The sequence below is a fragment of the Flavobacterium chungangensis genome, assembly GCF_042654045.1.
In the GTDB taxonomy this organism is placed as follows: Bacteria; Bacteroidota; Bacteroidia; order Flavobacteriales; family Flavobacteriaceae; genus Flavobacterium; species Flavobacterium chungangensis.
This window is the reverse complement of sequence record NZ_JBHSFY010000022.1, coordinates 1-24,984: the sequence shown is the minus strand read 5'-3', so window position 1 is coordinate 24,984 and position 24,984 is coordinate 1. Positions and strand designations below refer to the sequence as shown.

General features: G+C 31.6%; 34 protein-coding genes and 2 tRNA genes. 21 read left to right on the top strand and 15 right to left on the bottom strand.

Annotated features, from left to right (window positions below):
• Window positions 1–3: 3 nt before the first annotated feature.
• The 12 genes from ACFO3N_RS23830 to ACFO3N_RS23775 all read left to right on the top strand — a co-directional run bounded on the left by ACFO3N_RS23830 (window position 4) and on the right by ACFO3N_RS23775 (window position 8,754).
• Window positions 4–444: a DinB family protein gene (locus ACFO3N_RS23830; RefSeq protein WP_379801361.1), complete on the top strand. Its 441-nt coding sequence runs from the start codon at window positions 4–6 to the stop codon at window positions 442–444.
• Between the two features lie 5 nt (window positions 445–449).
• Entirely contained in the window at window positions 450–842 is a 393-nt protein-coding gene (locus tag ACFO3N_RS23825; protein ID WP_379801360.1) for a VOC family protein, read from the top strand.
• On the top strand, window positions 842–1,318 hold the full coding sequence (locus ACFO3N_RS23820) for a DUF4265 domain-containing protein (protein ID WP_379801359.1): 477 nt from the start codon (window positions 842–844) through the stop codon (window positions 1,316–1,318). The genes ACFO3N_RS23825 and ACFO3N_RS23820 overlap by 1 nt, the downstream gene beginning before the upstream one ends.
• 185 nt (window positions 1,319–1,503) lie before the next feature.
• On the top strand, window positions 1,504–2,355 hold the full coding sequence (locus ACFO3N_RS23815; RefSeq protein ID WP_250836134.1) for a substrate-binding domain-containing protein: 852 nt from the start codon (window positions 1,504–1,506) through the stop codon (window positions 2,353–2,355).
• A gap of 19 nt (window positions 2,356–2,374) precedes the next feature.
• Entirely contained in the window at window positions 2,375–3,307 is a 933-nt protein-coding gene (locus ACFO3N_RS23810) for a transglutaminase-like domain-containing protein (protein WP_379801358.1), read from the top strand.
• Between the two features lie 215 nt (window positions 3,308–3,522).
• A complete protein-coding gene (locus ACFO3N_RS23805; protein WP_250836136.1) occupies window positions 3,523–3,894 on the top strand; it encodes a hypothetical protein in 372 nt (123 codons plus the stop codon).
• 206 nt (window positions 3,895–4,100) lie between these two features.
• Window positions 4,101–5,687 carry a ribosomal protection-like ABC-F family protein gene (gene abc-f / locus ACFO3N_RS23800; RefSeq protein ID WP_379801357.1) on the top strand — a complete coding sequence of 529 codons (1,587 nt, stop codon included), beginning with the start codon at window positions 4,101–4,103 and terminating at the stop codon, window positions 5,685–5,687.
• Between the two features lie 146 nt (window positions 5,688–5,833).
• On the top strand, window positions 5,834–6,886 hold the full coding sequence (locus ACFO3N_RS23795) for a linear amide C-N hydrolase (protein ID WP_379801356.1): 1,053 nt from the start codon (window positions 5,834–5,836) through the stop codon (window positions 6,884–6,886).
• A 128-nt stretch (window positions 6,887–7,014) separates the two neighbouring features.
• Entirely contained in the window at window positions 7,015–7,332 is a 318-nt protein-coding gene (locus ACFO3N_RS23790; protein WP_008464153.1) for an ArsR/SmtB family transcription factor, read from the top strand.
• 4 nt (window positions 7,333–7,336) lie between these two features.
• Window positions 7,337–7,804 carry an SRPBCC domain-containing protein gene (locus ACFO3N_RS23785; protein WP_379801355.1) on the top strand — a complete coding sequence of 156 codons (468 nt, stop codon included), beginning with the start codon at window positions 7,337–7,339 and terminating at the stop codon, window positions 7,802–7,804.
• A gap of 2 nt (window positions 7,805–7,806) precedes the next feature.
• On the top strand, window positions 7,807–8,184 hold the full coding sequence (locus tag ACFO3N_RS23780) for a DoxX family protein (RefSeq protein WP_379801354.1): 378 nt from the start codon (window positions 7,807–7,809) through the stop codon (window positions 8,182–8,184).
• A gap of 12 nt (window positions 8,185–8,196) precedes the next feature.
• Window positions 8,197–8,754 carry a DUF4256 domain-containing protein gene (locus ACFO3N_RS23775; RefSeq protein WP_379801353.1) on the top strand — a complete coding sequence of 186 codons (558 nt, stop codon included), beginning with the start codon at window positions 8,197–8,199 and terminating at the stop codon, window positions 8,752–8,754.
• A 37-nt stretch (window positions 8,755–8,791) separates the two neighbouring features.
• On the opposite strand, the gene ACFO3N_RS23770 is transcribed toward ACFO3N_RS23775, so the two are convergent.
• Window positions 8,792–9,142: a DUF2200 domain-containing protein gene (locus tag ACFO3N_RS23770; protein ID WP_379801352.1), complete on the bottom strand. Its 351-nt coding sequence runs from the start codon at window positions 9,140–9,142 to the stop codon at window positions 8,792–8,794.
• A gap of 134 nt (window positions 9,143–9,276) precedes the next feature.
• Here ACFO3N_RS23770 and ACFO3N_RS23765 point away from each other — a divergent pair, with 134 nt between their 5' ends.
• Window positions 9,277–9,675 (top strand): VOC family protein, encoded by a 399-nt coding sequence (locus ACFO3N_RS23765; protein ID WP_379801351.1) that lies wholly within the window; start codon window positions 9,277–9,279, stop codon window positions 9,673–9,675.
• 168 nt (window positions 9,676–9,843) lie between these two features.
• Window positions 9,844–10,263, top strand: a complete 420-nt coding sequence (locus ACFO3N_RS23760) for a serine O-acetyltransferase (RefSeq protein ID WP_379801350.1) — start codon at window positions 9,844–9,846, stop codon at window positions 10,261–10,263.
• A 63-nt stretch (window positions 10,264–10,326) separates the two neighbouring features.
• Here the strand turns inward: ACFO3N_RS23760 and ACFO3N_RS23755 are convergent, their stop codons facing one another.
• The 8 genes from ACFO3N_RS23755 to ACFO3N_RS23720 form a co-directional block, all read right to left on the bottom strand.
• On the bottom strand, window positions 10,327–10,830 hold the full coding sequence (locus ACFO3N_RS23755; RefSeq protein WP_379801349.1) for a YfbM family protein: 504 nt from the start codon (window positions 10,828–10,830) through the stop codon (window positions 10,327–10,329).
• Between the two features lie 71 nt (window positions 10,831–10,901).
• A complete protein-coding gene (gene map / locus ACFO3N_RS23750; RefSeq protein ID WP_379801348.1) occupies window positions 10,902–11,666 on the bottom strand; it encodes a type I methionyl aminopeptidase in 765 nt (254 codons plus the stop codon).
• Window positions 11,667–11,781: 115 nt separating this feature from the next.
• Entirely contained in the window at window positions 11,782–12,519 is a 738-nt protein-coding gene (locus ACFO3N_RS23745; RefSeq protein WP_379801347.1) for an SDR family oxidoreductase, read from the bottom strand.
• A gap of 79 nt (window positions 12,520–12,598) precedes the next feature.
• A complete protein-coding gene (locus ACFO3N_RS23740; protein ID WP_379801346.1) occupies window positions 12,599–13,168 on the bottom strand; it encodes a Crp/Fnr family transcriptional regulator in 570 nt (189 codons plus the stop codon).
• A 97-nt stretch (window positions 13,169–13,265) separates the two neighbouring features.
• A complete protein-coding gene (locus ACFO3N_RS23735; RefSeq protein WP_379801345.1) occupies window positions 13,266–13,976 on the bottom strand; it encodes a hypothetical protein in 711 nt (236 codons plus the stop codon).
• Window positions 13,977–14,076: 100 nt separating this feature from the next.
• Complete coding sequence (locus ACFO3N_RS23730) at window positions 14,077–14,472, bottom strand: VOC family protein (RefSeq protein ID WP_379801344.1); 396 nt, start codon at window positions 14,470–14,472, stop codon at window positions 14,077–14,079.
• Window positions 14,473–14,547: 75 nt separating this feature from the next.
• Window positions 14,548–15,045: a hypothetical protein gene (locus ACFO3N_RS23725; protein ID WP_379801343.1), complete on the bottom strand. Its 498-nt coding sequence runs from the start codon at window positions 15,043–15,045 to the stop codon at window positions 14,548–14,550.
• An 83-nt stretch (window positions 15,046–15,128) separates the two neighbouring features.
• On the bottom strand, window positions 15,129–15,971 hold the full coding sequence (locus ACFO3N_RS23720) for a chromate resistance protein ChrB domain-containing protein (RefSeq protein WP_379801342.1): 843 nt from the start codon (window positions 15,969–15,971) through the stop codon (window positions 15,129–15,131).
• Window positions 15,972–16,188: 217 nt separating this feature from the next.
• Here ACFO3N_RS23720 and ACFO3N_RS23715 point away from each other — a divergent pair, with 217 nt between their 5' ends.
• From ACFO3N_RS23715 to ACFO3N_RS23705, 3 genes are all read left to right on the top strand, one after another.
• Window positions 16,189–16,710: a hypothetical protein gene (locus ACFO3N_RS23715; RefSeq protein WP_379801341.1), complete on the top strand. Its 522-nt coding sequence runs from the start codon at window positions 16,189–16,191 to the stop codon at window positions 16,708–16,710.
• 14 nt (window positions 16,711–16,724) lie between these two features.
• Window positions 16,725–17,087: a hypothetical protein gene (locus tag ACFO3N_RS23710; protein ID WP_379801340.1), complete on the top strand. Its 363-nt coding sequence runs from the start codon at window positions 16,725–16,727 to the stop codon at window positions 17,085–17,087.
• 225 nt (window positions 17,088–17,312) lie between these two features.
• Entirely contained in the window at window positions 17,313–17,813 is a 501-nt protein-coding gene (locus ACFO3N_RS23705) for an endonuclease V (protein ID WP_379801339.1), read from the top strand.
• 36 nt (window positions 17,814–17,849) lie between these two features.
• On the opposite strand, the gene ACFO3N_RS23700 is transcribed toward ACFO3N_RS23705, so the two are convergent.
• Window positions 17,850–18,431, bottom strand: coding sequence for an HD domain-containing protein (locus tag ACFO3N_RS23700; RefSeq protein ID WP_379801338.1), 582 nt, complete (start codon window positions 18,429–18,431; stop codon window positions 17,850–17,852).
• Window positions 18,432–18,576: 145 nt separating this feature from the next.
• Here ACFO3N_RS23700 and ACFO3N_RS23695 point away from each other — a divergent pair, with 145 nt between their 5' ends.
• Together ACFO3N_RS23695 and ACFO3N_RS23690 are read left to right on the top strand one after the other, a co-directional pair.
• Window positions 18,577–19,056 carry a hypothetical protein gene (locus ACFO3N_RS23695; protein WP_379801337.1) on the top strand — a complete coding sequence of 160 codons (480 nt, stop codon included), beginning with the start codon at window positions 18,577–18,579 and terminating at the stop codon, window positions 19,054–19,056.
• A 19-nt stretch (window positions 19,057–19,075) separates the two neighbouring features.
• Window positions 19,076–20,005 carry a DUF2268 domain-containing putative Zn-dependent protease gene (locus tag ACFO3N_RS23690; protein WP_379801336.1) on the top strand — a complete coding sequence of 310 codons (930 nt, stop codon included), beginning with the start codon at window positions 19,076–19,078 and terminating at the stop codon, window positions 20,003–20,005.
• 46 nt (window positions 20,006–20,051) lie between these two features.
• Here ACFO3N_RS23690 and ACFO3N_RS23685 read toward each other — a convergent pair whose 3' ends face one another.
• Window positions 20,052–20,609: a hypothetical protein gene (locus ACFO3N_RS23685; protein WP_379801335.1), complete on the bottom strand. Its 558-nt coding sequence runs from the start codon at window positions 20,607–20,609 to the stop codon at window positions 20,052–20,054.
• Between the two features lie 293 nt (window positions 20,610–20,902).
• On the opposite strand from ACFO3N_RS23685, the gene ACFO3N_RS23680 reads away from it, so the two are divergent.
• Complete coding sequence (locus tag ACFO3N_RS23680; protein ID WP_379801334.1) at window positions 20,903–21,295, top strand: hypothetical protein; 393 nt, start codon at window positions 20,903–20,905, stop codon at window positions 21,293–21,295.
• A gap of 67 nt (window positions 21,296–21,362) precedes the next feature.
• Here ACFO3N_RS23680 and lepB read toward each other — a convergent pair whose 3' ends face one another.
• Both lepB and ACFO3N_RS23670 read right to left on the bottom strand, forming a co-directional pair.
• Window positions 21,363–22,967 carry a signal peptidase I gene (lepB, locus tag ACFO3N_RS23675; protein ID WP_379801333.1) on the bottom strand — a complete coding sequence of 535 codons (1,605 nt, stop codon included), beginning with the start codon at window positions 22,965–22,967 and terminating at the stop codon, window positions 21,363–21,365.
• A gap of 185 nt (window positions 22,968–23,152) precedes the next feature.
• Window positions 23,153–23,734: an RNA polymerase sigma factor gene (locus tag ACFO3N_RS23670; RefSeq protein ID WP_379801332.1), complete on the bottom strand. Its 582-nt coding sequence runs from the start codon at window positions 23,732–23,734 to the stop codon at window positions 23,153–23,155.
• Window positions 23,735–23,986: 252 nt separating this feature from the next.
• On the opposite strand from ACFO3N_RS23670, the gene ACFO3N_RS23665 reads away from it, so the two are divergent.
• The gene (locus tag ACFO3N_RS23665) at window positions 23,987–24,646 is read left to right on the top strand and encodes a hypothetical protein (RefSeq protein WP_379801331.1); all 660 of its coding nucleotides are present in this window, start codon (window positions 23,987–23,989) and stop codon (window positions 24,644–24,646) included.
• A gap of 58 nt (window positions 24,647–24,704) precedes the next feature.
• Here the strand turns inward: ACFO3N_RS23665 and ACFO3N_RS23660 are convergent.
• Together ACFO3N_RS23660 and ACFO3N_RS23655 are read right to left on the bottom strand one after the other, a co-directional pair.
• A tRNA-Tyr gene (locus tag ACFO3N_RS23660) sits at window positions 24,705–24,785 on the bottom strand.
• Between the two features lie 78 nt (window positions 24,786–24,863).
• Window positions 24,864–24,938: transfer RNA gene (locus ACFO3N_RS23655), tRNA-Val, on the bottom strand.
• Window positions 24,939–24,984 lie beyond the last annotated feature (46 nt).

Sequence of the window (24,984 nt, the reverse complement as noted above, 5' to 3'; positions counted from 1 at the left end):
TTGATGGAGAGTGTTATTCTCAAATTTGAACAGTTATTGAACGAAAATGTCAATTACATTCCGACAATTAACAATGAAATTTTAGAAGTAAAAAATCCTGGCAAATGGTCTAAGAAAGAGATTTTAGGTCATTTGATAGATTCTGCAATCCATAATCTGGTACGTTTTACAGAGATTAATTATTCGGAAAAACCATATCGTCATAGACCGTATAATCAGATCGATTTAGTAAATTTAAATCAGTATCAGAAAACAGATATTAAGGAGCTAACTCAGTTGTGGTTTTTAATAAACAACCAGATTGTTAGAATCATGAAATCTGTTGATGAAAATGCTTTAGATTATAAAATTATTTTAAGCGATGAATCTGTAATTGATTTAAGGTTTTTAATGACCGATTATGTAGAGCATTTAGAACATCATATTAATCAAATAAAATCATAGCATTTATGTTTTTACGAGTGGCACGACATACAAATGATTTAGAGAAAATAGAGAATTTTTATGTAGAGATACTCGGGTTTGAACGATTGGGCGGATTTGAAAATCATAATAATTATGATGGCGTCTTTATTGGAAAACCAGGCTTAGACTGGCATTTTGAGTTTACGAAATCTAAAGCCACGGCCAAGCATACATTTGATGAAGATGACGCAATGGTATTATATCCTAAAACTATTGCAGATTATGATAAAATATTAAATAAATTAACGCAACTTGATATTGCAGTTATACCTTCGCTGAATCCGTTTTGGAATGAAAATGGAAAAATGATTCAGGATCCAGATGGTTATAGAATTGTAATATCACCTTTAAAAGCTGTAATTAGCGAAATTGAATAATGGAACAGGAAACTCATAAAAAAATATTATTTAAATATTATAGTGATTATCTAGATGAAGTAGTGTCTGAAACCATGTGGGCAGAAATTATAGATCTGGAAAAAGGACTTTTTAAATTGGATAATATTCCGTTCTTTGGGCCTTTAATTGCTACGGATGACATTTTTTATGCAGAATATGACGAAACAGAAGAACGTTTTATGCATAGAAAAACGATCCAAAATTCTGGAAACTCGATTATTCAGGTTGCGGTTTTAGAAAAAGGTTTTGATAAAGAAATCATTCGGGAGAAATTAAAAGCGTTAAATTGTCTGTCTGAAGGATTAAATGAAACTTTTTTTGCGGCAGAAATTACCAAAGATATTGATTATTCTTTGGTAAGAAGCCTTCTGAACGAATACGAATCACAAGACATTATCGAATTTGCAGAACCTTGTCTTTCAGAAAAGCACCGAGCAGATTTATTAAAAAATTAAAAATTTGAATACATAAAAAACACTGCTTTTTATTATATCCTTTTAATTTTGTAGGAAAAGTAAATGTTATAAAGTAGCTGTGTTTTTATGTGTCGAAACAATTTTGACGAATAAAAAACTAACCATAAGATTACGCATACGCATACCAAGCAACTTAACTTAAACTTAACTTAAACTTAAAATAAATGAAAACTGTCAAAATTGCGGGTGTTCCGGAACACTTCAATTTGCCGTGGCATCTATGTATTGAAAACGGCGAATTTGAGGAAGAGAACATCGATTTACAATGGACAAATGTACCCGAGGGAACCGGGAAAATGTGCCAAATGCTTCGAGACGGAGAAACAGATCTTGCTGTTATTTTAACCGAAGGAATTCTAAAAGATATTGCTGCTGGAAATCCGAGCAAAATTGTTCAGGTTTATGTGCAATCTCCTTTAATTTGGGGAATTCACGTTGATGCAAAATCTGATTTTCAGACGTTGAAAGATCTTAAAAACAAAAAAGCAGCTATTTCGAGATTAGGATCGGGATCGCAATTAATGGCTTATGTAAATGCAAATGAGCAAGGCTGGGAAATGGATGATCTCGAATTTGAAATCGTAAACACTATAGATGGCGCTGTTGATGCTTTGACCAATAAAAAAGCCGATTATTTTATGTGGGAACGTTTTATGACTAAACCGCTTGTAGATAAAGGTGTTTTTAGAAGAATTGACGACTGCCCTACTCCTTGGCCTTCATTTATTATTGTAGGACGTGATGAGTTTTTAAAAAAGAATGCCAAAACGGTAGAAACGATTCTTAAAATCATCAACAAAACAACGGTTGATTTTAAAGAAATCCCAGAAATTGACAAAAAATTATCTGAACTGTTTAATCAAAAAGCAGAAGATATTAAAGAATGGTTGAAACTGACTCAGTGGTCACAGAAAAATTTGACAGAAAAATCTTTTAATAAAATTCAAAATCAATTATTTGATCTGGGAATTATTGATAAAAAAAGTATTTTTGTAGAAACAGTAAAAGCTTTGTAAATACTGCTTTTTGATTCGTATGATGAAATTCCCTAAAATTGACTTACCGCATTTAAAATCCAAACTACAGGTGAAATCGCCGTGGGATAGGATTATTATTTCGCTGTTGAGTCTTTTGATCACAATACCGATTTTCATCATACTGCATCAAAATTTGATCGATTTAGAATGGGCATTCAATCTAGATCGTATATTTATCTTTATTTTTGTTTTTGCAACTGTGTTTTTTCTTCTGATGTATCTCAGAACAATTATTATTCTGTGCGTTGCAGTTTATTTGTTGATTTTATTTTACGGATCGGTAATTGGAAATTATGGTTTTAACGAAATCTCAGAAGATTACAATTCTATGATTTACACCATGTCAGATAATCCATATCCGCAGGATATTATTGTGGCAAAACTGCTTCCATTTCCTAATAAATCAAAGATTATAAATGCTATTGAATATCAAAACCCTAAAGTGCGAAACTTTGCTATTATGGCAACTTCAAAGCATTTTAAAGGCATTAGAGGCTATTCAGATTATCGTACCATAATTCAGTGTTTTGCTGTTTTTAAGGAAATAAACGGCAGATGGAATTATGTAAACGATCCCAAAGACGGTGATTATATCGCAACCGCCAGCGAATCACTTGAGTATTTCTCAGGCGATTGCGATGATCACTCTATTTTGATGGCGGCTGCTGTGCGTTCTATTGGTGGAACTCCTCGCCTTATTCATACCAAAGGGCACATTTATCCTGAAATTTTAATTGGTTCGATGATCGATTTGGAAAAAGTCAATTATCTTATCAAAAATGTTCTTTTTGTGAAAGAAAGCTACGGCAAAAAACTACACTACCATATAGATGAGCGTGGACAAGTCTGGATGAATCTGGATTATACCGCAACTTATCCTGGAGGTCCGTTTATGTACGAGGAAATTTTAGGAGCTTTGACTCTAAATTAACGGTCTCTAAAAGGCAATTTGTCCAATTAAGACGATTTTAATCGTTAATTTGTAAAAGACTGGTTATCAGTAAAAGTCCCGAAAACAAAGACTTTCTGTATTAAAAGCAATTCATTTTTAGAAGTAAAAAAAATCTTTATAAATATTTGATTACGAATATTTTAATGTTATTTTTTTTTGTAACTTTTTCCTGTTTAACTTTTAATCACAAAATCATGAAAAACTCAAAATTATTTACCCTCGTAATTGCCATTGCTGTCGTTGTATTAATTGTTTCATGTCATCGTAAAAGAGACAAGCTTGTGAATTCATGGAAAGTTAGTGCCGTAGAACCAAAAGAAACCGTTTCTGATTCTACAAAAAATGCAATTTTAACCAATGGGATGCTTACTTTTACTGAAGATGGGCATGTTACTGGATATTTGCTTCGTGAAATTACAGACGGAACTTACGCGTTAAGCCAAAAAGGTAAAAAACTTGTTATTAAAGACGAAGTTGGAACACCATATGTTTGTGAAAGCACGATCACAGATGATAAATTAATTTTAGACACCAAAGAAGCCAAACTAACATTTGATAAAATTTAGAATACAAATTACATTGTAATTTGATACAAAAAACCATTCGCTACAATTGTAAAGAATGGTTTTTTGATTTTTAAAACTAAAATAAATATCTTTGCACTACTTAAATAAGCATTGCTATATGTGAAAAATAATTTCTTTCAGGAAAATTGAGTAAGCGATCACAATTTTGTGATAGCTAGAATATTTATCTATAAAAGAAAGGAATTATGCTTATTCTTCAAAATATCTCTTATCAGCATGAGAATAAAGACATGCTGTTTCAAAACATTGGCTTTACGCTAAATAATCACGACAAAACCGCTTTGGTTGGAAATAATGGTGTCGGAAAATCAACCTTATTAAAAATTATTGCTGGCGAATTGCAACCTTTTTCAGGGCAAATCATTCAGAATGCTAAGCCTTATTTTGTTCCGCAATTATTCGGTCAGTTTAATGACTTGACGATTGCTGAAGCTTTGCAAATAAAGGAAAAAACAGCTTCACTTAAAGAAATACTTGAAGGTGTAGTAACCGAAGAAAATCTTCAATTATTGGATGATGATTGGACAATTGAAGAACGCTGTAATGAAGCTCTCTCCTATTGGCAATTGCATGATCTGGATTTGAACCAGAAAATGGAAACCTTAAGCGGCGGACAAAAAACAAAAGTATTTCTGGCAGGAATTATGATTCATGAACCGGATTTGGTTTTATTGGACGAACCTAGTAATCATTTGGATTTTGCGGGAAGAACATTATTGTACGATTTTATCAAATCAACATCAATTACACTACTAATTGTAAGCCACGACAGAACTTTACTTAATATTCTGAATAAGACTCTGGAAATGACAAAAAATGAAATTTCGGTCTATGGTGGCGGTTATGATTTTTACAGCGAACAGAAAAAAGTAGAAAATAATGCTTTAGAACAAGACGTTCAGAGCAAAGAAAAGGCATTGAAAAAAGCCAAAGAAAAAGAACGAGAAAGTATCGAACGCCAAAACAAATTAGATTCGAGAGGAAAAAAGAAACAGGAAAAATCGGGTGTTGCTAGAATTATGATGAATACGCTCCGAAATAAAGCCGAAAACAGCAGTTCGAAGATTAAGGATGTCCATGCTGAAAAAATAAGCGGTATTTCTGAAGATTTGAGGCAACTGCGTTCGTCGCTTCCCGCTATTGATCAAATGAAATTTGGTTTTAATAACACTTCTTTTCTTAAGGGAAAAACGCTTTTTAAAGCTTCAGAAATCAATTATAGTTATGGCGAGAAAGATCTTTGGAATGAAAGTCTCAGTTTTGAAATTCTGTCTGGTGATCGCTTGGTAATAAAGGGATTAAATGGTTCGGGAAAAACTACTTTAATTAAAATTATTCTGGGCGAGCTGAATCCAACAAAAGGGCAAATTACTTCTTTAGCCAAAAAAGCAATCTATATTGATCAGGATTATTCTTTATTAAACCAAAATCTGAAAATTTATGAGCAAGCTGAGATTTTTAACGATTCTGGTTTAGAAGAACATGATATCAAAATGAGATTAAATCGTTTTTTATTTTCTAGAAACGATTGGGACAAGCCTTGTAATGCGTTAAGCGGTGGTGAAAGAATGCGTTTAATGCTGTGTTGTCTAACGATTAGCGACGAAGCATCAGAAATTATCATTCTAGATGAGCCAACAAATAATTTGGACATTCAAAATATCGAAATCCTTACTGCGGCCATCAATGAATACCAAGGCACTTTAATTGTGATTTCGCACGATCAGTCGTTTTTGGAACAGATTAATATCGGAAAAAGTATTTCACTTTAAAATGAAAACAATTAGCGCTAAGAATTCTCTTGGCGCTTTTCTTTTAGTATTAATTTGATATTCAAAATATTAAATTAAAATTTCCGTAAATTGCAGTAAAAACTGATGAAATTCAAATTGAACGTTTAATTCAAATTAAAAATTTTATGAAGCCAAAAAACAGAATTTTTCCCGTCCTACTTGCATTTACCTTATTAATAACCGAAACTGTTCTTCCCTGTACAAGAGTTGTTTACGAAGGTTTGAACGGGACAATTATTACAGCACGTTCAATGGATTGGCGCGGAGAAATTCCTGCCAATTTATGGATTTTCCCTCGCGGAATTGAAAGAGCTGGAGAAGCTGGAACGAGTTCTATTAAATGGAAATCCAAATACGGAAGCGTTATTACGAGCTCTTGGGATATTGCTTCTTCTGATGGAATGAACGAAAAAGGACTTGTAGGCAATCTTTTATGGCTGGTAGAATCGCAATACCCTGCATTTGAGAAAAATGGAAAAGTAAAAGGTTTGGCGGTTTCTTTATGGCTTCAATATGTTTTGGATAATTTTTCGACTGTTGAAGAAACGGTGTCAGCATTAGAAAAAAACGATTTTGTAATTACCTCTTCACATATTCCAGGAACCAATATTTTTGCTACGGTCCACTTATCTATTTCCGATTCTAGTGGAGACAATGCCATTTTTGAATATATAAACGGCAAACTGGTTATTCATCATGATAGAAAATATGTGACAATGACCAATTCTCCGATTTTTGACCAGCAATTGGCTATCAATGCGTATTGGAAAGGAATTCCCGGTACGATTATGCTTCCTGGAACGAATCGCGCTGCAGATCGCTTTGTACGAGCTTCTTATTATATTGATGCAATCCCAAAGACTGATAATACAAGAACGGCCTTGGCTAGTGTTTTTGGTGTAATTCGAAATTGTTCGGTTCCTCTTGGAATTTCGTCAGAAACGGAGCCTAACATTTCCTCTACGCGTTGGAGAACAGTTGCTGACCAGAAAAACTTGGTTTATTATTTTGACAACGTTTTAAATCCGAATGTTATTTGGGTCGAATTCAGTAAAATTGATTTTAGCGAAAAAGGAAAAATTAAGAAATTGAGTCTCGCCAATAATGAAAACTATGCGGGCGATTCTCTTCTAAACTTCAAAGAAACAAAACCTTTTCAGTTTGCTGGTTTAGATTAATCTTAATGAAAAGCATACGTAAAACCTTCAAATTGATAAGTTTGAAGGTTTTCTTTTTGAAAAAAAACTAAAAAAAAATATTGCGCAGTCAAATGACTTCATTATATTTGCAGTCAAATAACTGCGTAATGGAAATTAGAAGAGACGTTTTTCAAGCAATAGCCGATCCTACTCGAAGAGCTATTTTAAGTTTAGTTGCCATTCAGGCTATGACTCCTGGGGCAATTGCCGAGAACTTTAATTCGTCAAGACAGACGATTTCAAAGCATATTCAAATTCTAAACGAATGTGAATTATTGCATCAGACACAAAACGGAAGAGAAATTTATTATCATTTAAATCCTGAAAAAATGAAAGAAATTGACAAATTCATCGAACCTTTTAGAAAAATGTGGGATGATCGTTTTAATAAGTTAGAATCAATTATGAAAAACTACAAAAAATAAAACCATGGAAAAGAAAACTAAAATTCATGCTGAAGATGACAGGCACGATCTTGTAATTTCAAGGGAATTTGATTTGCCTGTAGAATTATTATTTAAAGCTTATGAAGATCCTGAAATTGTAGCACAATGGATGGGAACAAAAGTTTTGAGACTCGAAAATAAAAAATATGGTGGCTGGGAGTTTGAGACAAGCGATGCTAATGGAAATGTAGTTTTTAAAGCCAATGGTGTTATTCATGATTTTGTTCCAAATCAAAAGATAATACGCACTTTTGAAATGGAAAATATCAATTTTGCGCCTCAGTTGGAGTTTCTTGAATTCGAAAAACTAACAGATGACACGAGTAAATTAACGATGCAGATTATTTACAAATCAATCGAACATAGAGCGGCACAATTGAAACTGCCTTTTGCTCAAGGTTTGAACATGGCACATAATAGACTAGAAGAAATTGTAACTAAAATAAAATAATCATGACAAAACGTAATAGAATTATTTATTGGATTGCTACACTTTGGCTGGCTTTAGGAATGACGGCTACCGGTATTGTACAACTTATACCAATGAAAGAAGAGGAAGAAATGATACAGCGTTTAGGCTATCCTCTATACTTTTTAACGCTTTTAGGGGTTTGGAAACTCTTAGGCGTTATCGCAATTTTGATTCCTAAATTTGGCTTATTGAAAGAATGGGCATATGCAGGCTTCTTTTTTGCAATGTCTGGGGCTGTAGTGTCGCATTTGGCTATAAAAGATGAGGCTTCAACACTTTTTGGACCTATATTATTAATTGTTTTAACTGTAGTTTCTTGGTATTTCAGACCAGAAAACAGAAAATGCAGTTCTAACTAAAAAACTCAAATCATGAAAAAGCAATTGACAGCAAACGAGCAAGAAGAACTTTTAAGCATTCTTGAAAAACGTTTTGAGAAGAATAAAAGCCGACATGAAAATCTGGATTGGGCAAAAATAGAAGCAAAATTAAAAGCTAGTCCATTAAAATTGTGGTCTCTTGACGAAATGGAAAGAACTGAAGGCGAACCGGATGTTATGGGTTATGATAAAAAAACAGATGAATATCTTTTTGTAGACTGTTCGGCTGAGAGTCCTAAAGGTCGCAGAAGCATTTGTTACGATCATGAGGCGCTAGAAAAAAGAAAAGAACACAAACCCGCCAACAGCGCTATCAATATGGCACAAGAAATGGGAATTGAAATTTTAAGCGAAGAACAATATAAAGAACTGCAAAAGCTAGGAAAATTTGATGCTAAAACTTCGAGCTGGATTTTAACTCCGCCAGAAATACGAAAATTGGGAGGTGCAATATTCTCCGATTTCAGATATAATACTGTTTTTGTATATCATAATGGAGCCGATTCTTATTATGCCGCGAGAGGTTTTCGCGGTTTGTTGAGAGTTTAAAAAATTAAAGACCTTCAAGTACTTTTGAAGGTCTTTTTTATTCTCTTAAAATCTTTTCCATTTTTTTGCCTTTGGCAATTTCATCAATCAATTTGTCTAGATATCGCATTTTTTGAATTAATGGATCTTCAATCTCCTCTACTCGATATCCACAGATGACTCCAGTAATTTTAGATGCATTCGGATTGATTTCTGGAGCTTCAGCAAAGAAGGTTTGAAAATCTACTTTCTTTTCAATTTGTACTTTAATTTGCTCGTCGCTATATCCTGTAAGCCATTTGATTACGATATCTAACTCTTCTTTGGTTCTCCCCTTTTTTTCGACTTTTTGAATGTATAAAGGATATACGCTAGAAAATAGTATTTTGTAAATTCTTTCTGTTTTCATAAATGCTATGTTTTAGTACAAAAGCTTTGATGTAAAGATAAATCAAAAGAATAAAAAAGGAAAACGCAATGAATATTTTTAATACCTTAGACTTAAAAATGACATTGATTAAACAATCTTAAATAACTAATTATATGGAAAATAATTCAAATGAAATTACGCCAAAGGTCACTGGAATTGGCGGAATTTTCTTTTTTCTTGACAATCCGAAAGAAACAAAAGATTGGTATGCTAAAAATTTAGGATTGGAAATAAACGATTGGGGTTCTGCAAGTTTTGAATCTCGAAATCTTGAAAATCCAGAGCAAATCGAATCAACGCAATGGTGCCCTTTTAAGAAAGGTGATGCCTATTTTTCTCCGTCTAAGAAAGATTTTATGGTCAATTACCGTGTTCAAAATATTGAAGGGCTTGTAACGCAATTAAAAGCAAACGGTGTGACTGTTCTTGATGACATTGAAACGTATGATTACGGAAAATTTGTTCATATAATGGATACAGAAGGCAATAAAATTGAACTTTGGGAGCCTTAATTGAGTTGTGAGTTATGAATTATGAGTTAGAAGTTATTCCCAAAGCTGGAAAATAATATGTTTAATACATTAGTTAAAATAAACTGTCATTCAAAAAATAGGTTTTTAAAACTGATTGCTGGCAATTTATTAGAGAAATTATATTGCTGTGAAATCAATTGCGCTGAAATGGACAAGAGTGTTTTGTTTGCGCATCACGGACGCGGGTGTACAATTGTTGCTTCTAAAATTTGCGAAAATGTAGTAATTTTTCAAAACGTTTCTATCGGAGCCAATTTGAAGTATAATAAAATTAGTAAAGAGTGGGAAAATGTTGGAAACCCAATTATTGCTAAAAATGTTATAATTGCCGATGGAGCTAAAATTTTGGGTCCAGTAGTAATTGGAGAAAATTCTGTTATCGGTGCTGGTTCTATTATTACAAAAAATATTCCGCCCAATAGTGTAGCTTTTGGAGTAAATAAATTTAAACCAAAAGACGTGAATTACGATTTTATATTCAACCCAAATATGATACATCCAAGTAAGATAATTGAAGCGAATAAAAATTTAGTTAACGAATTTAATAAACAGAATAAATCTGTTTAAAAACACAAAAGCTCCCTAATTTCTAAAGGAGCTTTGTTGTATTATTTAAAAGAGTAGTTAATTTTAGCTAATATAAGTTATAATTGCTTCTTTATTTTTTGCTGCATCGGAGTAAAGCTGTTGTACATCTTTAAAATACACATTTAAGTAATCAAAAGCTTCATCTCCATCACGATCCCAAATTTCTGGATAAACCTCCAATTTTTGCATTTTCTGGGGATCATATTTTTGTCTTAAATCATCAGTTGTGATTTCAGAAATTTTGTTGTTAAATTCTAAGACTTGTTCCGGTGTTAAATAATGAGCCGGGCCATATCCTAAATCTTGATCGTTGTCAATTATTTGGCCACTAAACAAAATTTTATAAAGAGGATGTTTTGGAAAATTTAAAGCACTTTCTCCAGTTAGTAAAAAAACAATTCCATCCCAAGCTTTATCAATATCAATAATTGTTACATCTAAAGATTCATTTTCATTATAGATATCATCTTCTAAATTAGAACTATCATTGATGTACGTTTCAAGTTTTGCATTACTTACTCGAAGTAAGTTTCCTATCATTCCCATTTAATTAAGTATTTTAGATTGAAATGCAAATATAGATAAATAAAGAAAAAACCTACTTTTAAGTATTAACATTAATTCCAAATCTCATTCATTTCTGTCAAGATAATGGGCTTTCCTTCTGTTACCACAATGGTGTGTTCGTGCTGTGCCATGAATCCGCCTTTATTTCCAACCATTGTCCAACCATCTTTTAGGGTTTCAGCATATGTAGAAGCGGTAGAAATGAACGTTTCAATTGCTACAACAGAATTCTTCTTAAATCTTGTTTGATTAAAACGATCTCTGTAATTCGCAATTTCATGTGGCGCTTCATGAAGACTTCTCCCTACTCCGTGTCCCGTTAGGTTTTTAATTACTTTGTAACCGCGTTTTTTGGCTTCGGTTTCAATTAAAAAACCAATATCAGAAATACGAACGCCGCCTTTTATATTGTGAATCGCTTTATGTAAAATATCTTTAGAAGCATCGACAAGTTTTTGATGTTCGTTTACATCTGAACCAATTACAAAAGAACCTCCATTATCTGACCAAAATCCGTCTAATTCTGCAGAAACATCGATATTGATTAAATCGCCTTCTTGTAAAATTCTTTTTTCAGACGGAATTCCATGGCAAAATTCATTATCAACACTAATACAAGTCCAACCAGGGAATCCATACGTTAGATAAGGCGCAGATTTCGCTCCTAAATCATTTAAAATTTGTCCGCCGTAATCGTCTAATTCTTTTGTAGATATTCCAGGTCTGGCAAATTTTCTCATTTCTTTTAAAGTAAAAGCTACAGCCTCACTTATTTTTTTCATTCCTGCTAATTCTGCTTCAGTTGTAATGGACATTGTTTTGTGTCTTAAAAATTAATAACGGGTTAAATTTACTACTTTTCTGCAGAACGGATCGTTATTATAATGCTAAAACCTTCCAAAATCAATGACTTTGGAAGGTTTTCTTCTTTTACCAAGGACTTTCATCGCTTTCGTCTTCAATATCATTACTGAAGAATTTTCCAGTTGGTCCATTTTCATCTAACAAAGTGTATTTTATTATAAAACTAGCTGCGCTTTCTACACTTCCTGGTCCGCTATGATGGTTAAAATCGGTTGCGGTATAACCTGGATCAATTGAGTTTATTTTGAATGGCAGTTCTTTTAATTCATGAGCCAAAGTAACTGTAAAGGCATTTAAAGCTGTTTTGGAAGAAACGTATGAAATTGCCTTTATTGCATAATATTTCCAAGTTGGATCGCTGTGCAAAGTCAGAGAACCAAGTCCTGAGGTAATGTTACTGATTCTCGGACTGTCTGATTTTTTCAATAATTCAAGAAAAGTCTGTGTAACGGTTATTACTCCGAAGAAATTCGTATCAAAAACCTTCTGAATGTTTTCTATAGAAGTCGTAGAAGGATCTTGCGGAACATCGCCTAGAATTCCAGCATTATTTATCAGAATGTCCAATTTGCCTTTTTCTTTTTCAATGCTGTTTTTTGCTGCTAAAACACTTTCTGATTTTGTGACATCAATTTGAATAGCTTGAATGTTTTGAAATCCTTTTTCATGCAATTCTTTTACTACTTCTTCTCCTTTTGTAAGATCACGCGTTCCTAAATAAACAAATAATCCTTTTTCTGAAAGCTGTTTAGCTGTTTCTAAACCAATGCTTCTATTTGCGCCTGTAATTAATACTATTTTCATTTTTTATGTTTTAAAATTATCTGAAGCAAAGTTGCATGGATAAAAAATAAAAACATTTGCCATATGGCAAAAAACGATTTTAACGGATGTTTTTTCTAATCCTGCTCAAAGAAGATTGTGTTATTCCGAGATAAGAAGCGAGATACGAAAGCGGAACTCTATTAATTACTTTTGGAAACATTTCCATAAATGACAAATAACGAGTTGTAGCATCTTCTGAAACGAGCGGACTTCTTCTAGCCACTTTTTGAATTAATGCTTTCGAAATGATTTTATGTACGATCGTGTCCCAACCTACAATGGTATCTAGTAATTCTTGCCATTCGGCTTTAGAAAATACGATGATTTTGCAATCTGTAACCGCTTGGACATAAGCAGACGAGCAAATATTATTGTCAAAACTTTCTAATTCTACAACCAGGTTATTTTCGTCGATAAAATATTTAGTAATCTCCTCACCTTTGTTGTTGTAGTAACAAACACGCATTATTCCGTCAACGATAAATCCAACTTCTGCGGCTATTTTTCCAGCTTCAGAAAAATATTCCTCTTTTTTGATTTCTTTTTCTTTGGCTTTCGTTAAAATCAGATCCATCTGCTGCTGATTCAAATTGCCAAACTGCAATATATAATTAACTAATTCTTTCATGCACGAAAGTTAAGTATAAGTTTTTATTGAGAATTTGCCATATGGCAAAAAGGATTAATTATAGATAATAATAAACTTATTTAAAAATGATTGTCAGTTATTTGTGTTTTTCTAAAAAATTAATGTTTTTTTCAACCTTTAGAATGTCAATAGCATCATCACTATGATCTCTCCAATTTTTTTCTATTGATTTCCATTCTCTCTCATCAATACGCTGAATTAATGGAAGAATTTGAAAATATCCTATTTCTTTTTTTCCAGAAATATTTTCATATGATATCTCAATATAACTTTTTATTGAAACATTTGCATTATTTGATATTTGCTGACGTAAAAGCGATTCTTGCTGATAACTATGTTTATTGTCAAATTTGTATATAAGTCCTTCATTCTGAGAAATCGATTTTCCTTGATCAATAAAATATTTGACTATGGGAACATTTAGTACTTCATTATTTGTTTTTTCGTAAACAAGATATGATATCTCCTTTTCAAATTCAAACTTTGATATTTTACTGTTGTTATTATAAATATACCATTCTGTAATGTAAGTATTCATAGTAGGATCTACATAAATATCTTTTCGCTGAATTTCAATTTTAGGAGTATTTTCATTCTCCATAATTTTAGTCTGGACTTCAGAAATTTTGTTAGCATTATTAGCTATTATATTAGCTTGTTTAGCAATATTATTAGCTGTAATAGAAACAATAATACCTGTAATTGTCAGAGCGGTAGCGGTTATGACTTCAAAGAAAATTTTGTTTCTTGTTAAAAAATCACGTAATCTAATCATTTTATTTTTCATTCATTATTTTTTTAAAAACGACGAATTTAATAAAACTTATTAATTAGTTTATACAGTGAAAATACGGGTTTAATTAAGATTTATAATTTAATTTCAAACATTACATTCCTGGCCAATATAGAAAATTAAATTTATGTCCGTCTGGATCTGAAAAACCAAAAGTATAACCGACCTCGAAATTTTCAGGCTCAGAAAAAATAGTTCCTTTTATTTCTTTTATTTTCTGATGCCAAAGATCCACTTCTTCTACACTATTTGCAGACAAAGAAAATATAATTTCGTTATCTACAGCCGTGTTGGATAGTTTTCCTCTTATAGCATTTTCTAGTCTTTTTGGCGCGAAAAAATTAATTACAAAATCATTTTCTCCAAAAACAAAACTAACTAATTCTTTTGTCTCTTCTCCGTTTTGCTTAAAACCAAGAGCAGTATAAAATTGAATTGTTTTCTGTATATCGCTCGAAACCAAGTTGGCCCATATCATTTTACTTTTCATATACTTAAGTTTTTATTGATAACTAAATTAATCAATTAATTTGGCAAACACTTGTTTTAATTTTACTTAAAAACCTTAAAAAGCAATTCCAAACTGAAAACCTACGGTAAAACTAGCAGGATGATCATTTCCAAAACGAACGGGCAATGGCACAGCAACATAGTAACTGTAGCTTGTATTTTTTATAATTGTTTTATTAAAAACTGGAGTAAAACCATATCTGCCGCCACTTTCGAATGCTGCTCTTCCGGCAAATGTGTAGCCTTTTCCTAAAGCGACCAAAACACCTGGATGGAATAGCAAATTGGTTACTTTGCTCGTTCCTTGATCCTCTTTTATGTTGGGAACGATTTCAAATGAGAATCCGATTTTTTCGTTTTTCCAGATATTAATTCCACTAGGAAAACCAACAGCATAATAATCCCTAAAATTTACAGTAGTTTCATCTTCGTTAATAGTAACTATTGGATGCATAATACCAAAATATCCCACTATTTTAGGATATGTAGTTTGAGAAAAAGACGTAAAACCAATAAGTAGTGCTGTAAAAAATAAAATCCTTTTAAATGACATTGTTTCTAGTTTTTGATTGGATAAACAAAGCTATAAGCATTCGTTTTCAAAAAATAGAACTCAATTTACCTTTTGTATCTGGTTTACTTTTTTGTTTTTTTTCTATAAGAAGAAGGATTTTTACCTGTGTGAAGTTTGAAAATTCTCGTAAAATGACTTTGATCTGAAAAGCCCGTTATATAAGCAATTTCTGTTAAAGTACTCGAGGAATTTTCGATGAGATGAATTGCTTTTTCAATACGAAGTTTTCTAACGTATTCGCCAAAATTCAAATCTTCAAAATGCTTTGAAAATTCTCGAGACAAATACGAAGGATTCAAATCTAATTCACTCGATATTTTCTTTAAATCAAAGGTAAACTGAGTATCAATTTGGTCTTGAATTATATTTTTTAAATCCTTTACCCAAGATGGCGTCTTGCCCGATGTTTTTTTGTCATTTAAAAACTTATTATACACTTCATGCAATAGTTTTTCAAATGGACTATTCTGCAAATGATTTTGCTGATGTAAATGTGTTGCCCAACTGTATAAGGCATCATACAAAAGCATTCCTTTTTCTAATAGCTCGTAATCATCGGTAATATTATAAGCCAATCCAGCAGAAATGGCCCAAAGTCCCGCAGATTCTTTAGCAATTTCATGTCTATCGGTATCAGCTCCGCGTACAATTCCTGCAATAATCTTAATTGCTGGATCTTTAATTTCATATTTTTTGACTATATAGTCAAAAGTGCTTTCTTCATTATAATGAGTAAACTCAACATCTGGAATATCAAACGGAATGGCGCCAAGTTCCTTTGCCTTGGTTATAACGTCATTAAAAGGAACATAAATAAATTCAGATTCAAGATCGACAAATTTTCGAATCAGCCACGGACAGGCAATTCGATCTATTTTGGGCCTTTCTCTGGTAATCCATTTCATTTTGAAATACTATTTGAAGAATGTTCTTTAAATTTTAGCTAAACTACATTATATTTTAGGATTTTTCAAAAACCTGATTTTAAATTTAATAGATCGTTTATTTAAGTTAATTAATTTATTTCACTTCGTAAGTGATGATTTTTCCTATATTAGCTTCAAAAGAATTCTTTTTTAACCTAAAGAGGAAGGATTTTAGTTAATCGATTTATTATAAAACATGAAAAGTATATTTATTGTATTTGCCTTTATTTTAGGTGCTTTTAGTGGACATTCTCAACAAAAGAAAATTAAAAAAACGGTAGCAGTTCCTGTTTCTTATAGTAATACCGCTAAAGAAAGCCAGCGAATAGCAAAAATAAAACTGAAAGGGCATGTCTATGATGTTTACCAAAATAACATGAATACTTTAATGTCCGAACAAACTCCAAATGATGTATTGATTGAATACGATTTTACATTCGGGAATACTAAATCTACTGTAGCAAATATTCAAAAATATGCGACCATAAAAGGTAAGATTGCCAGAGAGGGATTTTATAAAGTAAAAGGAGATACTTTAATTCTTACGGTTAACTATTACGATCCCTATCATGGTGGCGCAGTAATTGAAAGTTATGTTCCAGATAAAAAAGGCTGGTTAAGAGAGGTTAAAAGTGAAATGAAACCTATAGATACAGATACTGTTTCTGAAAAGTATATTAAGACAGAAATGATGGCAGCTCCTTACTTAGGGCACTAGTAAAATTATTGAATATGAAACTCTTAAGACCATTTAGCTCATTATTTGCTTTGATAATTACAGGATGCGTTGGAAACATGAATCCGACAGGCGGAAATTCAACTCCAAACTATCCCTATTTCATTACTACTGAACCTTTAATTGTAAAAAAAGTTCCAGTTCCAATAGGATCAAAGTTGGTTTACGAAGAGCAGTTTTTTAAAGAAGGGAAGCAAGATCATAAACTCAAAGAGGACAAACTGACTACGATAGAATTCCCTGAAGGAAAAGAACTAATTTGGGGCGGTGTTCCTATAAAATCGATTTATAAGTTCTTTAATTCAGAAATGCATGGTTACACTGTTACTGCCGATTTCAGTAAATTGAGTGAGGATTAAAAAACTAAATTCTCAGAACTTTGGCAAAGCTGCAATGACGGTTTAGGAATAACAATTAAAAACACTGATGATTGGTCTTTTAATAAAGAAAATATAGCTGATGTACAAAGTTGCAGTGTCATTTATCAGCGTTATTTTAAAGACAATTCCAGACAGCAGTCTTTTTTAAATGAAATGTACGCCGAATTGCAGAAAATTAATTCAAAATAAACATACCATACCCATATGATCTTAGCCTTTGACACCTATTATTTTGACCAAAAAGCAAAAACAATCTGCCTGGAATTCGCAGAATGGAATGAAGATAAGAACTTCAAAGTTCACTCAGAAATAATAGATAACGTAGAAGAATATATACCCGGAGAATTCTACAAAAGAGAATTACCTTGTATCCTGAGCTTATTAAAACAAATAGATTTGTCGACTATTGATGTTATAGTAGTTGATGGTTTTGTTTATTTAAACGATGAAAACAAATACGGTCTAGGCGGTTATTTATACGAGAAACTGAATAAACAAATTCCGATTATTGGTGTTGCCAAAACGAATTTTGCTTCTATAGAAAAGAATAAAAAAGCACTATATAGAGGCGAAAGCAAGAAACCACTATACATAACTTCTATCGGAATTGATTTGGATGAAGCCTACAAAAAAGTGGAAAGTATGGCAGGAGAATATAGATTTCCAACTTTGCTGAAAGAATTGGATAGATTGAGTAAGGAATAATAAAAAACTCCTCAAGAAATTGAGGAGTTTTTTTTATTATACGAATTGATTTGAACTCAGAAACCGATGATATTCATTTATTTTAATTTTCAATCGGTTTGCCAAATATTCGTTTCCGTCTTTTAGCTCATGGTGCAAAATTTCGGCTTCGGCAATGTATTTTAGCTTTTTATCATCATTCCAATAAAAAGGAGGTTCGTATAGATTTGAAATTCTGTCGGCCATTTTAACTGCCCAAACTTCTATAGGCTGTTGTTTGATTCTTCTTAAGCTGTCAATCATTTTTTCTGAAGAATCTTCGATTTTATCATCTTTAGTTAAAGCAAGAACTCCAGATGCGACCTGAGCGCCAAATAAGTCAATCACTTTTTCATATTTCATTTCGGTATCTTCTATAGTATCATGAAGCATAGCGCATTTGATTGCCAGATCAACATTCATGTTTTCTGTGAATCGCGCAGCATTTATAATCTCAAAAACAACACCTCCGATATGATTGAGATATTCAACTTGTTCGTCCTCATTAAATCCGCCATACTTTTGTCCGTTATGAAGTTTTGAAACCAGCTTCCAAACATTCTGAATTTCATCTATTGACCAGTCTTTTTGCTCTTTCATTTGTATTGTCTATTGTAGGTTTTTATATTGATGTAATGTATTGCTTTTTCTAAAGATCTGCAATCGTTTAAAGTGTAAAAATTAAATTAACGAGGTTTTATTTATATATTAGCATTGAAAATTAAGAGAAATTAAATCTGTTTTAATGGCCGAAACTATTATAGAAAACTTAAAAATTTTATCGGAGAATTTCAAACACAAATTTGACACTTTTACAAACTCAGTCATTTTGGTAAATGAAATGAATAAAATTAAAGTTCAGCCTGAAGATGAAGCCAATTTTAGAATTACTTATAATCTTCGTTTCAACGAAAAAACGATTTTAATACCAAAAGAAGCTGTTTATCACTTTTGTTTGGATTTGTTCAAAAGACAAAATGATAGTATTGAAGTGATTTATAGCATTGTAAAACCAATTGATATTGACGAATGCTTTAAAATTGAAAAAGAAGAATTTCTGAATATAATTAATGTCATTAAAAAAGAACTGAACTACAATTATAGACTTAAGCATTTATTTTTAGAAAGCAGCCGATTTGAAATAACATATTTTAATAGCTTGCTGATTGTAGAAGATAAAAAGAAAGAATATTATTCTAACGTGTTTAATTTTAGAAAAATATAAACCAACCTTAAAGAAACATATGAAACTAAAGTTTATTCTTCTATTTGCTTTGATTTATATCCAAAATCCCGTTTTTGGACAAAATAACTTTTCAGACAATCCTTTAGATGCTGTTTTTGAAACAAGAGATTCAGAAAATTTCTGGATCGCTTTCGATAAAATGAACAAATCAAAAGAAAATCCATTTATTGAATATATAGAGAAAGGTTCTCATGGTGTTAAAGCTTTTACTGAAAATAGAATAATTAATGCCGATTCTCTTTTTAGAGTGGTTAAAAAAAGGAAAGCAGATTATATACTCACAAGAAATGTTTTAAATGATCTTGCTTCTAAAGAAAAGCGCGTAAGAGCCATTTATAGCGCATTAAAATATTGGTATCCAAAGGCAAAATTCCCTCCTATTTATTTTGTGTATGGAAGATTTAATTCAGGTGGAACTTCTGCTCCAGAGGGAGTTATTGTTGGAACCGAAATGCTTCAAAATCTAGATGGAATTTCTGGCTTAATTGCTCACGAACTCATACATTATCAGCAAAATATAACCGGTAAAGATATGCTTTTGAAATGGTGCCTGATGGAAGGTGGCGCAGATTTTATTGGTGAACTTATTTCAGGAGAATCAATTAATTCGTTTTCTTATAAATATGGAGCGCAGCATAAAGATAAATTGTGTGAAGAATTTGTATCAAGGTTAAAAAAATCAGACTATCTAGATTGGCTGTACGGAACTACCAAAAAAGATGATAGACCAAATGATTTAGGATATTGGATGGGCTATAAAATAATAGAATCTTATTTCAATAAACAAAAAGACAAGCAGAAAGCAATTGACGAAATTCTGAATATAAAAGATCCATTGCTATTCTTGCAGCAAAGCGGTTTTCTAGATACTTATATCGAAAAGTATCAAAAATCTAAAAAAGAAAGTTTTGATGCGTTTTTTAAATAACGAAACTCTAACAAAGCACTATTATTCTCTTTAAACTAAAATAAAATTAATATAAACCTATCTCAAAAAATCGCATAATGGCTATGGCTGCAATAAAAATTCCAATAAGAATATAATTGATCTTCTGCGGAATTTTTGCCAAACCATTTAATAGTAGCATAAAACCTAAAAAGAGCGCAAATAGGCCTTGTCGAATTTTATACCACTCTCGATTATGGTAAAATTCATCTGGTGTCATTAAAGAATTTCCGTTTAAACTAAGACCGATTACCGTAATTTCATTCTTGCCTTCAGAGAGACTTTGAAAATCTGATGATTTGATTAATAAATCGACCTTTTGGCCCTTTTTTAAATTTGCTACAGCATCCTGTTTGTCTTTGGAAACACTTGCATTCAAAATATTAAATCGGTTCTTAAAGGTTTTTGTCCAAAATTTATAATCGGCAGTGCTTCTACCCTTTGCACTGGCGATGTCGTTTTCCAGTTCTACCGTAATTTTTTGCAATTCTGTTCTTTTGGATGTCACATTATTAGATAACCCAAAATACAACATCAGAATTCCTATAAATATAAAATACCAATTTCGGTTTGATTTTTTCGCCAATTTTTAAGTGTAAAATTTATATCTGAGATTTAAGTTGAAAAGTGAGATAAATGTAAATCATTTTATTGCTAATATAGGAACTATTCTATAACGGACAATTTGCGCAAATGAACTTTTTAATCCCTATTTTCGCTAAGATGAAAGCAAAAGTAAAATGACCGAAATAAAAATAATTTTTCGTTTTAATATATCTGAAGTTGTATGTCCTCCAGTTGACAAAATCCTACATTCTGAAAAAGAGTTAAATATTATTTCAGTAGACCGAATTAAAAATGATTTCTTAAAGAGTGATCATGCTATCGCAACTAAAATTAATAGCTATATTAGACAACGGAGAATTGATTCCGACAGCATTATGGCAACCATTTTGGTTATCTATGATTTATAAGGGGAAAATGAATGTTTTTATAGCAGGAATAGGAGATCTTAATCAATTTAAAGAATTTGAAGAGTGCCTAGAGATTAATAACTATACACTTTCTGAAATCATTTATTTAAAGCTAAACGATATTTCTAAAATTACGCAAATGGCAAAACAGAAGTATTCAAAAATGTATGATGACGAGGAAATATTGAGAAATCATATTGAAAAATATAATAAGATTAGAGGAGAAATAATCGATTATGCTTTGCCAAAACATAAAGTAACGATAGATGATTTCTTTTCAAAACAAATAGAAGTATAAAGCTTAAAAATTTAGCATAAAAAGAAACTCCTTAATTTCTTAAGGAGTTTCTTTTTATGTTTTAAACCTATTGCTTTTTTCTACTTTTTATCAATTTGTTTCCTATCATAAAAAGACCTAGAACGACTAAAAAATGAATTAAATAAGATTTAGGCTCATCGTTTCCATTTGTTACAGAAAAAACACGATTCCATCTTATTTTATTTATACCAGAGGCATTTTTCTCCCAGCTAAACCAAATAAAAACAGGTTTTCCAATTACGTGATCAAAAGGAACAAAACCCCAGAATCTTGCATCTAGAGAATTTTGGCGATTATCTCCCATCATCCAATAGTAATCTTGTTTAAAAGTATAAGTATCGCTTGGTTTTCCGTTTATTACAATCTGGTTGCCTTTAATATTTAAACTATTGTGTTCGTACTCTTCGATTATTCGTTTGTAAAAAGGCAACGTTTCTTTATTTAATTTTACGGTTTTTCCTTTCTTCGGAATATAAATCGGACCATAATTATCTATATTCCAACCCAATGATCGGATATGAGGAAATACGTTTCCATCTTCGCCTTTTGGCGCCAATTGTTTTTTAACGCTTTTTACAACAGGATTGCTTGCCATTAACTTAGCTTCGTTATCTGTTAAAGTCAAAAAATATGCTCCAGCATTGGTTAACGCAAAATAGCCGTTGTCATATCTTAAACCTTCTCTTGCTCCGTAAGACATAAGCTCATCCTGGCTTATGGCTTGCCCTTTTGTGTCAATTAGAAAATTATATTGAGGTTTTGCACTTTTTGGCAATACTGATATTTTTCCATCAATATAAATATCTCCGTCACGAATTTCTAGAGTGTCACCAGGTATTCCAACACATCGTTTAACTAAATTTGTTTTCTTGTCAATAGGTTTGTAATAGTTTCGATCTGGATTAAAATTATCCATATTTCGCAAAGTATCTGCAGGTTGATTAAAAACCACAATTTCATTACGTTTGATTTCTTCTAATGCCGGAAATCTAAAATACGGCAACTGAAACTTATTCAATAATGAGGTTTCCTTTTTGGTAAAATCATCATTAAATAAATAAGATTTCAAGCCCAAAATAGGAATCGAATCATGAACCATCGGCAATGCAACCGAAGTCATTGGTGCTCGTGCGCCAAAATTAATTTTACTGACAAACAAAAAATCCCCCGTATACAATGTTTTTTCTAGAGATGAAGACGGAATTGTAAAGGGCTGAATAATATAGGTGTGAACCAATGTCGCGACAATAATAGCAAATACAAGAGATCCTATTGTGTCCTCCGTTTTGGATTCTGGGCGTAAATCTCTATTTTCGATATAGGATACATCTTTTGAAGCGTAGTTTAAAAATGCAATATAGAGGCCAAATGTTACCAAAACCAATAGCGTATCTTTTGCGGACTCTTTTCCAAAGCTTCTAATGAATCCGATCCAAACTACAGGAATCATCAAAAGATTAATTATCGGAATAAAAAGTAATAAAACCCACCAAAGAGGACGTTTTATAATTTTCATCATTACAACTAAATTATAAATGGGTATAAATGACTCTATCGGTTTTCTGCTTGCTTTTATGTAAAGTTTCCAAGTAGATAATCCATGGATAATTTGAACGATTAAGATAAAAATAAGCCATTGCGATAAATTCATATTTTTGAGGGTTTAATTGTTTGTCTTTTTATACTAAAAATATATTGATTTAGTATAAGTAGTATTTTGTATAATTTGTTACAAATACTAAAACACAAACAACTAAAATTTAGAATTTAATTGCCTTTCTCGGTTAATTCGATAATCTTAGTGCAACGCCATTTATTCTAATGTAGAATAGTTTTTTATGTTAGTGTAATCTTATTTTTCGTAATAATTACTCTTAAATTGTTTATTGCGTAACGCATTCTTCCTAACGCTGTATTTATACTAATTTCTTTCTCTTCAGATATTTCTTTAAAACTCATATTGCGATATAATCGCATTTCAACTATTTCTTTTTGATCGTCATTGAGTTGTTCTATGAGTTTTTTTAAATCAATTTGAATCTGGTTTGTAATTATTCTATTTTCAATATTTGGAGAATTATCAGATAGAATAGAAAAAATGGAAAATTCATCAGTATCTCTTTGTATTGGCATTCGTTTTATTTTACGGTAATGATCCATAATCAAATTATGAGAAATTCTCATAACCCAAGAAACGAATTTATCTTCTTCCTTATAAGAATTGCTTTTAAGTGTCTTAATTACTTTAACAAACGTATCTTGAAAAATATCATTTGCAATGTCTGTATCCTTAATCTTCGAGTATATAAAACCATATATTCTAGATTTATGTCTGTTAATTAATTTTGAGAGCGCTTCTTCGTTACCTTCTACGTATTTTTTTATCAATAAAGAGTCAGGTATATTTAATTCAGTCATAACATCAAATTTTTAATTTTTGGAGTTGCAAAATTAAAGATGAATTGAATGTATCTTTTTACCTTTTAAGACTTTAAAGTATCAAAATAGGTCTTTTTTTATATAATTCCAATTTTCTTCAAAATCATAAAACCTAACATTTCTAACTATTCTTGCTATAGAGGCTTTTGTATATTTAAAAAAGGTTAATGCATTAGCCTAAAATATTTTTTAAATTGCTTGAAATAGAAATCAATTTATTATTTACAGAAAATGAATAAAATAACCATACTACTGATACTAGTAACAGTGCTTTTTTCCTGTAAAAAAGATAATAATTCAAGGTTTGATGCTGTTGATAAACAAACTGATTTAGTAAAAAATACAGAAAAGGATAAAAAATCTAATAGAAATATCGATAAGAGCATTTATACTAAATATGTATATACTAACTCTAAAGACAAAAGTCTAATAGTACAAAATAGCCTGCCCAAAGGCGGAATAAAATATACTGATCCTAAAGGAAAAGAATACATTTATGCTATATTTTGGACTCGAATTATCAATGAAACAGATGATTCTATTGAATTGAAAATTAACTTTCCCATAGATTCTTATGAGATTCCCACCCTACGAGGGAAATATTATAAAACATTGATTCCATCTGACACGATGACAATTCAGAAAATACCTTTTTTTAATTATGGTTTGACAAACTTAGAACCTTTTTTTGATAAGAATATTGATAAACCGTCTTCATTAAATAGGATTATTAAACCAAAAGAATCAACTGCATTTTATGTTGTAGTGTTTCGTTTGATTGGAGGAGATCAATATGGTGTCTTGCGAACAGAACTTAGTTTAAAGGGACAAAATCTTTTTTATAAAATAAGAGATAAAGAAATTCTGTGCGGAAATATAGAAATAAAGTAAGCTGCTAAAAAAGAAAAATCCTGTAAATCAAAAGATTTACAGGATTTTTGTTTCTTTGTGGGGAGAGCAGGATTCGAACCTGCGAAGTTCACACAGCAGATTTACAGTCTGCCCTCGTTGGCCGCTTGAGTATCTCCCCAAAATCTGATTGCTAATTACAATTTATTGCATTCAGGAAATTCAAAAAAAAATCCTTAATTTCTTAAGGATATTTTTGTGGGCGATGAGGGGTTCGAACCCCCGACCCCCTCGGTGTAAACGAGGTGCTCTGAACCAGCTGAGCTAATCGCCCTATTTTACTAGGTTGCTATCGTTTGTGATTGCGAGTGCAAATATAC